The following is a 12,142-nucleotide window of genomic DNA, read 5'->3' as shown; positions in this document are numbered from 1 at the left end:
AGGAGCGTATTTCCTTGTTCCCCCAATGATTAAATGGAGCGGAATACCACTTGGATTTAACTTCATGCGGTCTTCTAAGCTGCAAAGTATATTTTATATTCCAATTATACAACAGGAAAAATCCCGTCAACTCGAGGTTAACGGGATTTTTTAGGAATCGAGATTTAACCGCGTCCAGCACCGCGCAGAACGATGGAATCCTCCACCTTGATACAACGATTCGTTACCGCTGTCATGTCGTTCTCAGCAGCAATCTGTACGGCTTCATCACTGTGGATACCAAGCTGAAGCCACAATACATTCGCTTTGATCGCCGCAGCTTCACGAGCGACATCCGCGCAATATTCATCGCGGCGGAATACGTTCACGATATCTACCGGCTCAGGGATATCCGCGAGGGTCGCATATACCGTCTCACCAAGAATCTCACCTTGTACCTGTGGATTTACCGGAATGATGCGATAACCTCTGCTTTGCATGGCTTCCGCTACCATGTAGGAAGTGCGATCTGATTTGTCCGATAAGCCGACAACTGCTATGTTGCCTGCCTTGCGCAAAAGTTGTCCAATTTCTTCACGAGTAGGATTGTTAAATTCCATGTTCAAGCACCATCCTTTTCTGCTTAAAGTGCGTGTTCAAAAAGACCGGTTTTCAGTACCGAGAAGATGGGATGAAGCTAGAAATGGAGTAGCGGAGCGTAGGGAAAACTACGTGAGCAACGGACATTTCGGCTGAATTCCATATTCGATGCTGATGATGCCTCCAGGCATCCTTCGTAATCAAAAGCGGTTTTTTGAACAACCTCTTAAACGTGTTATTTTACTCTTTTACCCATTGAACCGAGGCGCCAAGCGCCTGCAAATGATCGAAATATTGCGGATAAGACTTGGCTACATGGTGTGCATCCCGAATACGGAGCGGTTCTTTGGAACGCAGACCGACAACGGTCAGTGCCATAATTACGCGATGATCGTAGTGAGCGTTAATCTCAACGCCGCCTTCGACGCCTTCCGGACGACCATGTACGATAATCTCGGCCTGACGTTCTTCTACGTTGGCTCCTGCCTTCCGCAGTTCGTTCAAATAATCTGTAATTCGGTCACATTCCTTGTAACGTAAGTTCTCTACATTATAGAACCGTGAGGTGCCTTCCGCAAACACTGCCGCCGCTACCATGGCCAAAACCGCGTCTGTCGCGGCATCTCCATCGAATTCCACGGCTTTCAATGTACCGTTACCTTGCACGTGTACCACATCGTTCTCATGCGTTAACGGCACTTCCATCATGCGCAAAACATCAACAATAGCACGCTCACCTTGTTTGCTCTGTTCCATCAATCGCAAAATTTTAACATCCGATTGGGTGACAGCCGCGGCCGCGAGGACAGCTGCTGAACCCGGATAGTCTCCTTGAACCGTATATGTTTGTGGTTTATAAGCTTGACCGCCAGGTACGCGGAAGGACATGTAATCATCACTCGCATGAATGACGATGCCTGCTTGTTCCAATACTTCCAGCGTCTGACCAATAACCACTTTGGATTTCAAGTCGTTTAATACTTCAATCGTGCTGTCTTCGGCCAAAAGAGGAGTTACAAACAGCAACGCGCTCAAATACTGGGAGCTGACCGAACCGGATACACGGATATGTCCACCTTTGGCCTGCCCCCCCTTGATCGTGATTGGCAAGCGTCCTTGTTCGTGTTGTACCTCAACACCAAGCTGACCAAGCGCATCGATCAGGTCATCATGTGGGCGTTTGCCAAGAGAATCCGGGTACGTATTTACAAACGTAACCTCAGGACAAAGTGCCGTTACCCCCATCAGGAAACGCAGCACTGCACCCGCATTGCCTACATTTAATTCACGCACATCACGTGGATGGCTGCCGAAGCCCTGGATAACGATTTTGCTATCATCTTCTTCAAGCACCGCTCCAAGATCGCGAATACATCTGCGCATAGCGTCACTATCTTCACTATGAGCAGGGTAATGGATCGTACTTGTGCCTTCTGCCAGCGCAGCAGCTAGCAAGTAGCGTGTGGTGTAGTTCTTAGAAGACAAAGCTCCAATTTCCCCGTTCAGGGATGGGGTTGGTTTAACGATAACGTCCATGGATGAAATTCTCCTTCATTGATTATAATGTGCTTCGTTAGATGGTTAGATGATCCTGTTACGTATTTGGTTCAGGATACATGTGGTGATGCTGTACTGCCAAATTGACATTCCATACATCGCTTGGGTATCATTATAGGCGTTAAGTCCATACAGAAAAGAGGACCTGAATATGACACAAATTGCTGAAATTGAAACTTCTGAGCTGCGCCGCCGTTTGCAGGCGGGAGAGAAGCTGCAGATGATAGACGTCCGTGAGGACGATGAAGTCGCACAAGGCATGATCGAGGGAGCGAAACACATCCCGCTTGGACAGATTCCGGACAGACTATCGGAAATTCAAAAGTCTGGTGAGATTGTTCTGATCTGCCGAAGTGGATACCGTAGCGAGCGTGCCTGTGAGTACTTACAGCAGCTCGGATATGACGGCTGCACCAATATGGTTGGCGGCATGCTGCAATGGCAAGAGGAAGTCTAAATAACATCAAGATCGGGGTTAATGGTTAGGATATCTGCAATAAGCATTTCTCGGTAACCAATGTGCATCCTGATCCTTACAGGAAGTCAAACGGGCCAATCGGCCCGTTTTTCACAACAACGTTCCACGATCACATGGCTCCATTCACCACTTTAAACCCTTCGGCATATCTTCTTCCAGATGCGAAATGTATACCTCTCCATGTATCGACCTTACACTCATGTGTAGAGTCTATCCCTAAACTCACTGACGAGAAAACGAAATAATTACAAGCTTAGACGCGGTAATGCGCTAAAATTAAACGAGTCACTTCAGAAGCGGATAACTCGGTTGTATCCACCGTGTAATGCGCAAACCGGTACGCGTCCTTCCGTTCCTGCATAATGGTCTGAATGCGTTCCTCCGCATTGCCTGCCAAGAGCGGACGGTTCTCACAGCCGCTGACACGTTCTACTATCACTGCCGGATCAGCAGTCAGGGCAACCACCCAGCCGTTCTTCGACATAACATCACAGTTGTCCGAACGCAGAACCACACCGCCTCCGGTTGCAATCACCTGCGCCTTTTTCTCTAACACCGAGCACAACATGCGACTCTCGGCGTCGCGGAAATATGTCTCTCCCTTGCCTGTGAACAATTCAGGAATCGTACAGCCTTCCTCTTTCTCCACCGCGGCGTCTACATCAATCAGTCGGTAACCCAGCTCGCGTGCGAGCATGTCAGCAACGGTTGATTTGCCAGTTCCCATCATGCCGATGAGAATAATATTGTTAGACTTGCTCAAGGTGTACACTCCTTTAATTCAAGCAATTCGTGAGCACTTTTGTCCTATCATAACACAGCCCTGCGGACGGGGGAAGGCCATAGTGTGGCCCACTTCCCTCCAAGCATCCGCAAGCACTTCCAGATCATATCGAAGCATGTCCATGTACTCCAAACGATTTTAACGAACTCGGATAAGCTTATTTCCGAATTATAAGCGATTTTAAAATTCTAACGAATCTCAGGAAACTTATTTCACAAAAACACCCTCAAAACAGGAGCGCAATTTCGCTCCAAATGTTGTAAATAGGACCTTCTGAGTTCGTTAGAGAATAGAAAAGACTCATATCCACGAAATAGAGCATCTCAGGTTCGTAAGATGTAGGACCAGCTTACACATACGGTAAAAAAAGAGACCTGGAGTTCATCGGTATGAACCGACTCTCCAAGTCCCCTATCTAAGCTTCTGTCCAAGCCCTTCTTCCAGCCAAGGATCCTAATTCAGAACACTTTAGCCAAATCTCACGGACTTGCGATATACGCTACTATTCCATCCAGTTGTGGTGGAAGCTGCCTTCTTTGTCCAGACGTTTGAACGTATGAGCACCGAAGTAGTCACGTTGTGCTTGCAGCAGGTTCGCAGGCAAACGCTCTGTACGGTAGCTATCGTAGTAGGACAATGCACTGGAGAACCCAGGGACCGGAACGCCTTGAGTTACCGCAGCAGCTACAACTTCACGCCAAGCACCTTGGTAGGATTCTACAATGTTTTGGAAGTATGGATCCAGAAGCAGGTTTTTCAGTGCTGCATCTTTGTCATACGCTTCTTTAATGTTTTGCAGGAACTGCGAACGGATGATGCAACCACCACGGAAGATCATGGCGATGTTGCCGTATTTCAGATCCCAGCCGTACTCATCGGAAGCTGCACGCATTTGGGCAAAACCTTGTGCGTAGGATACGATTTTACTTGCAAACAGCGCTTTGCGAACATTCTCGATGAACGCTTTTTTGTCACCGGAGAATGCTTCAACCGCAGGTCCGTTCAGGATTTTGCTCGCTGCCACACGCTCGTCTTTCATCGCAGACAGGAAGCGGGAGAATACGGATTCTGTAATCATGGACAATGGTACGCCGAGATCCAGCGCGCTTTGGCTTGTCCATTTTCCTGTTCCTTTTTGTCCAGCTGCATCCAGAATGACATCAACCATTGGTTTGCCCGTTTCCGGATCGTATTTGGAGAAGATATCTGCTGTGATTTCGATCAGGTAACTATCCAGCTCTCCCTGATTCCATTCTGTAAAGATGGCGTGAAGCTCCTCAACGGACACATTCAACACGGATTTGAGCAGGTGGTAAGCTTCACCAATCAACTGCATATCTCCGTATTCGATACCGTTATGCACCATTTTCACATAGTGTCCAGCACCATCTGGTCCGATATATGTACAACAAGGATCGTCACCGACTTTGGCCGAAATGGCTGTCAGGATCGGTTCAACCAGCTTGTACGCACTCTCTTGTCCACCTGGCATAATTGCAGGGCCTTTCAACGCGCCTTCTTCCCCACCGGATACACCTGTACCGATGAAGCGAATGCCTTTGTCTTCCAACTCTTTGCTGCGACGTTGGGTGTCAGGGAAGTATGCGTTACCGCCATCAATGATGATGTCGCCCTCATCCAAATGAGGAAGCAGTTGTTCAATGGTAGCGTCGGTTGCATAACCAGCTTGTACCATGATCAGGATTTTGCGCGGGGATTCCAGGGATGCCACAAACTCTTCAATAGAGAATGTGCCTGTCAGGTTTTTACCTTCGGCTTCTTTCAGAAGATCGTTGGTTTTCTCCGGGGAACGGTTAAATACCGATACCGTGAAACCTCTGCTTTCAATGTTAAGGGCCAAATTTTTGCCCATTACTGCAAGTCCAATGACACCGATCTGTTGTTTCGCCATCTGGTCCTCCATCCTTTGCTCCAATTAATTTTATTGAAATGAATTCTCAACAATACCCCCATTTTAACGGTTTTACGCATAGAAGTGAACCCCGGACCATGGTCGCACAGCGAGAAAACACCCCAATTACCTGAGGTGTTCATCGTATTTTCATAAATACAGCGTTATATTTCAGCCTTCCAGCATCAACATGTGCCCTGACAACTGCTTTAAGACTTTACGACAGACATTTGCTTTTTCGAAATTATCCATCTGAATGGCGGCATACAGACGCTCCAGTTCATCATCCACTTCCATGCGCAGCAGCATGAGTCGCTCCTCGCCTTCGCGCGAGAGGAACATTTCTTCCATCTCTTCCGCCGTCGGCGCAGGTTCCTTTTGAAAAATAACACGCTGTTTGAATCCGGATACTTCAACGAGACGAATGACTTCACCAAACAAAATATTCTCCACGGTCATCTGCTGATCCTTAAACCGTTTCACAACGGCATGCCCGCGTGTATCCCCAATCAGCTTCTCCAACCATTCCGCAAGCTTTGCGTCCTTGATAATATAATCTCCGGTCATCTTGTAATTCCCACTGCGCGTCTGTTGAAAACGGAGCTTTACCAGCTTGCGTCCGGTGCGGACTGACAGAATAAAAAAGGATTCGTCCTCGCTCCAATATAGTGAATACCCCTCACGAATAAGGTCTTTGATCAAATTTTGGATATGCCGACGGTTGAACCGCAGCTCCAGATTGCAATATTCAACTTCATAACTCTTATTCACGGCACTCCCTCCATCTGTACCGGAGATGCTCCGGCCATCTTCTTCAATCGCTTCTACTCAATCGGCTTACCCTATTTTATACTTCATTTTATGTAAGGGTACTTGGTTATTTGACTATTTTTCACCGATTGATCCTAAGGATCGCAGCTTTCCGCAGATGCACAGGGGCAAGCCCCCGTTTTTCATGATATAATGGACGCGAAATGAAGGTATGCAGAGGTTAGTGCGGACTGCGAATTGATCGGGATGATGCCCTTGCTGCAGATGGGTCAAGTTCCTGGAAACGGTTCGTTCAACGTTCAAAACACTGCTGCCGCTCTACAAGATGTCTATGTCTTAAGCAGACATGGAGTACGTTGAACGATTAGTTCACGGAGTTGATCACTCCGGCGGGCAGAATAATCTTCCCGTCTTAATCTGAATGGTTGCACCATGCTACATAAAAAGGGAGTTCCACAACCTGTATGGTTGTTGGAACTCCCTTTTCTTATTGGATCCACCTTATCAGACTTCAATCGCATCATTTGGCAGGAGCAGTACGATACGGTTTACGGGATAATACATAGTGCACAACGGCAAGTCCAGCCATAACGACAGCACTTCCGATAAATGGAGCCGGATGACTAATGTGATCCCACAGCAGTCCGGATACAATCGGCCCTACGACCATGCCTGATCCCTGAAGGGTCAGGAAGAAACCCCAGATCGCTCCGCGTTCTCCTTTGGGAATCAATGTGGCTACAAACGCATTCCAAGCCGGGAGAATCATCGCATAGCTGACGCCAACCAACATGACGATACCGAACACAACTGGAATAGACGTAATAGAAGAAAAAGCAAACAGACTCACTGCTGCCATTAAAAAACCGATGTTCAGGAACGGTGCCGTTCCAAACCGGTCTACCATTTTCCCTACAGGCAGCAATGCAATGACCGTAATGCCTCCACCCGCTATCAGCAACAAGCTGTATAGGTTGGGCGAGATGTGCAGGTCTGTGCGAGTGTATAGCGTAATCACGGGACTGAGCAGACCAATAACAAAAGACTGCATGAATAGTGCAGGATATACGAGCGGATTAACATTAAGGGTGCTGCGTACCCGTTGCAATGTACCCTGGACACTGTTTTTGAGTCGGATGAACGGCGTGAAAATATTCGGTTTAGCCGGATAGTTCATATCTGACCGCTTCGTCTCACTTTCCGCATGCTCTCCCTCAACAATGACACGTCCGGGTAAAATCAAGGCGACCAGAATGACCAGAATTGCAACACCCATCAACACCAAGAAAATGGTGCGATAATCGTGATGCGTCCGCTCCAATAGCCAGTTCATTCCGATCGGCCCTAGACCAGTCCCCCCAAGTGCCGCCATCTCCAGCGCACCCATGGCTGTACCGTTCTTGTTCTGCGGCCCCGACATCGCAGTCACGCCTGTCATAGCGCAAGGCCAAAGGGGTGACGTACCGACTCCAAGAATGAGACAAGCCATGGCAAGGCCAAATGCACTTTTGAAGAATATAATCATGATTACAGCAACTAATGTACAAATTAGCGCCGTCACCATTGTCGCGCGGAACCCGATCCGTTCTGCTGCCCAGCCAGAGGGAGCCCGGAACAGATTATCTCCCAAATATTGAAGGGCAAAGGCCACACCAATCACGCCAGCGGACAAACCCAGAATATTGTCCATATACACGGGCAAAATAGCGACCAGCAGGGCACCTTTAATAATTTCAACTAGAAAAAGCGTTAGCCACATGGCGATAAAGAAAGGTGATCGCAGAATTTTGGCTGGTTTTGTATTAGTTTGCATTCTTTTTCCCCTTTCGATGCTTGCTTGCCCATCTCCTATCCTTACTGTAACCCTCGGGGATGTGTCCAAATCTCAGCAATTCGAAAAATTGTCAAGCAATATTGCTTGCATTCGGTTCTTAATTTGCTATACTCAAATTTGTTTGAGATTACAAAATGATAAGTTATCAGCGAAGCTGAACTAAATCCGTGATCGCAAGAAAAACATCCGCAACATGCGGTCTGTCTTCATAGAATTTACGTCGAAAGACGTTTTTCTTACAAATTATAATTAGGAAAGGTTGTGACAGCACTGATGGATCACCGCCGTACGCCGCTGTTTACCGCTTTAAAAAATCACGCGGCACTCAATCCGGTGCAATTTCATATTCCGGGACATAAAAAAGGATTGGGAACGGATACCGAATTTCGTGAATTTATCGGCGATAATGCCCTCTCCATAGATTTGATTAACATCGCACCGCTAGATGATTTGCATCAGCCAACCGGTGTCATTGAGGAAGCGCAGATTCTGGCAGCCGATGCCTTCGGAGCCGATTATACCTATTTTAGTGTACAAGGCACAAGCAGTGCCATCATGACCATGATTCTGTCGGTATGTGAACCGGGTGACAAGATTATTGTGCCCCGTAATGTGCATAAATCGGTCATGTCTGCCATCATTTTCTCAGGAGCGAAACCCGTATTCGTCTCTCCTGCGCAGGATGCCAATCTAGGGATTGATCACGGTGTCACTACAGGCGCGATCCGACGTGCTCTTGAGCGTCATCCTGATGCCAAGGCTTTGCTCGTCATTAACCCAACGTACTTCGGCGTATGTACCGATCTAAAAGAAATTGTTGAACTGGCGCATAGCTATCAAGTCCCAGTACTTGTGGATGAAGCGCATGGCGTACTCATTCATTTCCATGAAGATCTGCCGCTCTCAGCCATGGCCGCCGGGGCTGATATGGCTGCAACGAGTGTACACAAGCTGGGTGGTTCGATGACCCAGAGTTCTGTACTCAATCTGAACACGAAGAATGGATATGTGAATCCGCAACGTGTACAAACCATTCTGAGTATGTTGACTTCAACGTCGACTTCATACATCCTGCTGGCTTCGCTCGACACGTCGAGACGTAATCTGGCTCTGAATGGCCATCAGATGGCACAGAAAGCCATTGATCTGGCTGAGTTTGCAAGACGCTCCATTAATGATATGGACGGACTATATTGCTTCGGCAGAGAGCTGCTGGGCACAGAGGCTACCTTTAATTACGACCCAACCAAAGTAACCATTCATGTTCGGCACCTTGGAATTACAGGCTACGAAACAGAGAACTGGCTACGTGAGCATTACAAAATCGAGGTGGAGCTCAGTGATATGTATAATATTCTGTGCCTCATCACACCGGGAGATACGGATGACTCCGTAGAAATCTTGCTGAACGCCCTGCAGGATCTATCCCGTACGTATTATCAGGTGAATCCAGCCCATGAGCTGGTGGTCAAGGTTCCAGATGTACCACAGCTGATGCTGACTCCACGTGATGCGTTCTATGGTGATACCGAAGTCATTCCTTTCAAGGAATCCGCAGGTCGGATTATTTCGGAATTCATCTACGTATATCCGCCAGGAATTCCAATTCTGCTGCCAGGTGAGGTTATCACTCAGGAAAACATCGATTACATCATTGATCATGTTGAAGTTGGACTGCCTGTAAAAGGACCTGAAGACCGTAGCGTAACCAACGTGAAAGTCATCGTGGAAGCAGATGCAATATTCTAGAACAGCCACCTCTGCATGAGGTTGATCGATCTCTAAGGACCAAGCGGGATGCTTGGTCTTTTTTATTTTTTCTCCACGCAGACTTGTCCTGCCTTGGGTTATGATCGCTGTATCGTTTGCATTTTTCCACCTATTCCACTGTCCCTATCGCAAGAAAAAACAGCATATACACCTAATAAAAAGCAAACAAAAGGCCCCCTATAATTAAGGAGCCTTCATGCTTTATTCCAAAAGGATGACTATTCTTGGCTTGCAACGAGTTCGTTGTACGCCGCTTCAACACGGGTCCACTCTTCTTCGTCTTCAATATTGTAGAGCACCATTTCCTCGTCTTCTTCTTCCATACGCAGAATGATGCCGTCAGCTTCAGGATTGTTACGTTCCAGCAGGAGCGCATAAACATGCTTCTCCACGTCAAACGTCTCCACCAAAACCATCTCCACGTCATTTCCGTTCTCGTCTGTCAGTGTCAGAAGAACTTCTTCATGCTCGTGGTCGTGGTCGTGGTCTTGACCGCATCCGCAGGCATCGCCGTGTTCATGTGTGTGATCGCTCATTGATATACCTCGCTTTATAAATAGAAATTGTGTAACCTTGCATATCGTAACATGTTCAATGGTCCAGGTCAATTTAACCGACAAGGTTATTTTTGCTTCAATCGTTCAGCGCGGTAATGATTTTCTCGGCTGCCAGTACATAATTACTGTTTGCATTTTCTTTAATATAAAAACCGACTTGATACTTGCCAGCCCGGCTGAAATCATACGTAAAATCGTACGTTCGGAACCAGAAGTTATCCTTCTGTGTCTTAAGCTCCTGAGACTGGATATCCTTAACCTCACCACTTGGATTGGTAATCGTCACCTTCACGGCAGCTATATCTGTTGTCAAACTGTCGACTTGTGAGAACACATTAAATTTCAACTTACCCACGTTCACGTTGCCAAACACGGTATCTCCCTTGAAGAGAAAAATATGTACATTCGGTTTGATAACCGTTACTCTCTTGTTTGTGGTATCCCATCTGGCGATTCCGCCCGCTTCTCTTACAGGTACATAGGTCGTTCCGTCAATCAGATAACCACCGTCAGCTGCTTCCTTGCCGTTAATGAGAACCCGAATCTTCTCGTTCACTGAATCTGCAAACAATAAAGACCCGCCGAGCAAGGAGAATACCGTGACACACAGCAAAATTCTTTTCCATTTCATTCCGTCAATATTCCCTCCCCTGCTGCTAGCTGTTGTACATTTATACTGCAGGTTCATCCACAAAGTTGCGCTGTTTTTCATCATTTTTCATTTTTTATCCAGAATATTTTCCACCCCTTGGAACGATCAAAAAGAGGCGTTCCCTGTTAAAGGACGCCCCTATAGTATAGTTGTTGGCAATACGTAATTATACGAACTTCTTGTAGGTCAAACTTATTATGAAGCGGACTACGAAGTATGACGAGTCAATATACAAGGTACGCCCTTGCCTACAGCTCCATCGGTTCGCATCCGTGCTGCATAATCCATTCCTCGTGTACAGGGGGTCTTGCAACGCTCACATACATCCGAAGTAACCAATTTCATGGATACACGAAGTTTGTCACTCTTTAACGCGGGAGCCTTTTTTCCCTTTGCTTTTGCCATCCCGGATTCCCCATTTCCCCAATTGCTTGCTGATGTAATGCATCATATGGGGGTTCGCCCGGTTGTGTGTCAAAAGCAATAAACTTCGTGCATGATATCGTTTAAATGAAACCGCCGTTTGCACGCAGCGTCTGTCCTGTAACCCATTGCGACTCTTCACTGACAAGGAAAGAGATCACATTTGCAATGTCCTCCGGTTCACCTATACGACCAAATGCATTCATTTTACGCATCCCTTCGAGCTGCTGCTCCGTCTTCCCTACAGAAAACAATTCGGTATTCACGGGACCTGGTGCAACAGCATTAATAGTGATTTGTCTGGAGCCAAATTCTTTTGCAAGCTGACGAGTAATCTGTTCAACTGCTCCTTTGGTACCTGCATACACGCTGTATCCCGGAAACATCTGTCCGATTACAGAAGTGGAGAAGTTAACGATTCGGCCCTGCTCCTCCATGTGTTTCAATGCTTGCTGACAAGCAAAAAATGTACCTTTCACATTGATGGCAAACTGCTGGTCGAATTCTTCCTCCGTCACATCTGCCAAAGGCGTTGTCTTCATGATGCCTGCATTGTTGATAAGAATATCAACTTTTCCAAGCTGGCTAATCGTTTCGGAAAATAAACGTTCCACATCTTCCTTCCGGGCAAGGTCGGCCTGAACGGTAATGGCACGCACTCCTTTTTGGCGAGCAATATCTGCCACCTGCTCTGCTTTGTCGGGGCTACTCGCGTAGTTAATGACGACATCCGCGCCCAATTCAGCGAGTTGCTCTGCTATAGCACGTCCGATCCCCCGGGATGAGCCAGTTACAATGGCCACTTTACCTGTTAGCTTTTTCATT

General features: G+C 47.2%; 12 protein-coding genes. 2 read left to right on the top strand and 10 right to left on the bottom strand.

The annotated features are described in order from the left end of the window. Window positions 1-164: 164 nt before the first annotated feature. Window positions 165-599: a CoA-binding protein gene (locus gpAD87_RS04760; RefSeq protein WP_064636566.1), complete on the bottom strand. Its 435-nt coding sequence runs from the start codon at window positions 597-599 to the stop codon at window positions 165-167. Window positions 600-819: 220 nt separating this feature from the next. Further along, window positions 820-2,115 (bottom strand): 3-phosphoshikimate 1-carboxyvinyltransferase, encoded by a 1,296-nt coding sequence (aroA, locus tag gpAD87_RS04755; RefSeq protein ID WP_053784276.1) that lies wholly within the window; start codon window positions 2,113-2,115, stop codon window positions 820-822. A gap of 172 nt (window positions 2,116-2,287) precedes the next feature. Between aroA and gpAD87_RS04750 the strand changes: the two genes are divergently transcribed. Further along, window positions 2,288-2,593, top strand: coding sequence for a rhodanese-like domain-containing protein (locus tag gpAD87_RS04750; protein ID WP_064636564.1), 306 nt, complete (start codon window positions 2,288-2,290; stop codon window positions 2,591-2,593). Between the two features lie 274 nt (window positions 2,594-2,867). On the opposite strand, the gene gpAD87_RS04745 is transcribed toward gpAD87_RS04750, so the two are convergent. From gpAD87_RS04745 to gpAD87_RS04730, 4 genes are all read right to left on the bottom strand, one after another. Then, window positions 2,868-3,377 (bottom strand): shikimate kinase, encoded by a 510-nt coding sequence (locus tag gpAD87_RS04745; RefSeq protein ID WP_231952443.1) that lies wholly within the window; start codon window positions 3,375-3,377, stop codon window positions 2,868-2,870. Between the two features lie 523 nt (window positions 3,378-3,900). After that, window positions 3,901-5,310, bottom strand: coding sequence for an NADP-dependent phosphogluconate dehydrogenase (gene gndA / locus gpAD87_RS04740; RefSeq protein ID WP_064636561.1), 1,410 nt, complete (start codon window positions 5,308-5,310; stop codon window positions 3,901-3,903). Between the two features lie 171 nt (window positions 5,311-5,481). Continuing rightward, a complete protein-coding gene (locus gpAD87_RS04735; RefSeq protein WP_064636559.1) occupies window positions 5,482-6,081 on the bottom strand; it encodes a hypothetical protein in 600 nt (199 codons plus the stop codon). A 520-nt stretch (window positions 6,082-6,601) separates the two neighbouring features. Next, window positions 6,602-7,894, bottom strand: a complete 1,293-nt coding sequence (locus gpAD87_RS04730; RefSeq protein ID WP_064636556.1) for an MFS transporter — start codon at window positions 7,892-7,894, stop codon at window positions 6,602-6,604. A gap of 294 nt (window positions 7,895-8,188) precedes the next feature. Between gpAD87_RS04730 and gpAD87_RS04725 the strand changes: the two genes are divergently transcribed. After that, complete coding sequence (locus gpAD87_RS04725; RefSeq protein WP_063565751.1) at window positions 8,189-9,664, top strand: aminotransferase class I/II-fold pyridoxal phosphate-dependent enzyme; 1,476 nt, start codon at window positions 8,189-8,191, stop codon at window positions 9,662-9,664. A gap of 239 nt (window positions 9,665-9,903) precedes the next feature. On the opposite strand, the gene gpAD87_RS04720 is transcribed toward gpAD87_RS04725, so the two are convergent. The 4 genes from gpAD87_RS04720 to gpAD87_RS04710 form a co-directional block, all read right to left on the bottom strand. After that, the gene (locus gpAD87_RS04720; RefSeq protein WP_063565566.1) at window positions 9,904-10,221 is read right to left on the bottom strand and encodes a DUF1292 domain-containing protein; all 318 of its coding nucleotides are present in this window, start codon (window positions 10,219-10,221) and stop codon (window positions 9,904-9,906) included. Between the two features lie 97 nt (window positions 10,222-10,318). Next, window positions 10,319-10,873 carry a hypothetical protein gene (locus gpAD87_RS04715; RefSeq protein ID WP_063565565.1) on the bottom strand — a complete coding sequence of 185 codons (555 nt, stop codon included), beginning with the start codon at window positions 10,871-10,873 and terminating at the stop codon, window positions 10,319-10,321. Window positions 10,874-11,101: 228 nt separating this feature from the next. Then, complete coding sequence (locus gpAD87_RS31360; RefSeq protein WP_072735367.1) at window positions 11,102-11,299, bottom strand: hypothetical protein; 198 nt, start codon at window positions 11,297-11,299, stop codon at window positions 11,102-11,104. A 101-nt stretch (window positions 11,300-11,400) separates the two neighbouring features. After that, window positions 11,401-12,141 (bottom strand): SDR family oxidoreductase, encoded by a 741-nt coding sequence (locus tag gpAD87_RS04710; RefSeq protein ID WP_064636553.1) that lies wholly within the window; start codon window positions 12,139-12,141, stop codon window positions 11,401-11,403. Between the last annotated feature and the right edge of the window lies 1 nt (window position 12,142).

It is taken from the genome of Paenibacillus sp. AD87, assembly GCF_001659845.1.
GTDB classification, from domain to species: Bacteria; Bacillota; Bacilli; order Paenibacillales; family Paenibacillaceae; genus Paenibacillus; species Paenibacillus marchantiae.
Note: the sequence above shows the minus strand (reverse complement) of the source record. Positions and strands in the feature narration are given on the sequence as shown.

Coding starts and splice junctions, on each gene's coding strand:
- gpAD87_RS04750 (WP_064636564.1), top strand. CDS start 2,288: ATGACACAAATTGCTGAAATTGAAACTTCTGAGCTGCGCCGCCGTTTG.
- gpAD87_RS04760 (WP_064636566.1), bottom strand. CDS start 599: ATGGAATTTAACAATCCTACTCGTGAAGAAATTGGACAACTTTTGCGC.
- gpAD87_RS04730 (WP_064636556.1), bottom strand. CDS start 7,894: ATGCAAACTAATACAAAACCAGCCAAAATTCTGCGATCACCTTTCTTT.
- gpAD87_RS04710 (WP_064636553.1), bottom strand. CDS start 12,141: ATGAAAAAGCTAACAGGTAAAGTGGCCATTGTAACTGGCTCATCCCGG.
- gndA (WP_064636561.1), bottom strand. CDS start 5,310: ATGGCGAAACAACAGATCGGTGTCATTGGACTTGCAGTAATGGGCAAA.
- aroA (WP_053784276.1), bottom strand. CDS start 2,115: ATGGACGTTATCGTTAAACCAACCCCATCCCTGAACGGGGAAATTGGA.
- gpAD87_RS04725 (WP_063565751.1), top strand. CDS start 8,189: ATGGATCACCGCCGTACGCCGCTGTTTACCGCTTTAAAAAATCACGCG.
- gpAD87_RS31360 (WP_072735367.1), bottom strand. CDS start 11,299: ATGGCAAAAGCAAAGGGAAAAAAGGCTCCCGCGTTAAAGAGTGACAAA.
- gpAD87_RS04720 (WP_063565566.1), bottom strand. CDS start 10,221: ATGAGCGATCACACACATGAACACGGCGATGCCTGCGGATGCGGTCAA.
- gpAD87_RS04715 (WP_063565565.1), bottom strand. CDS start 10,873: ATGAAATGGAAAAGAATTTTGCTGTGTGTCACGGTATTCTCCTTGCTC.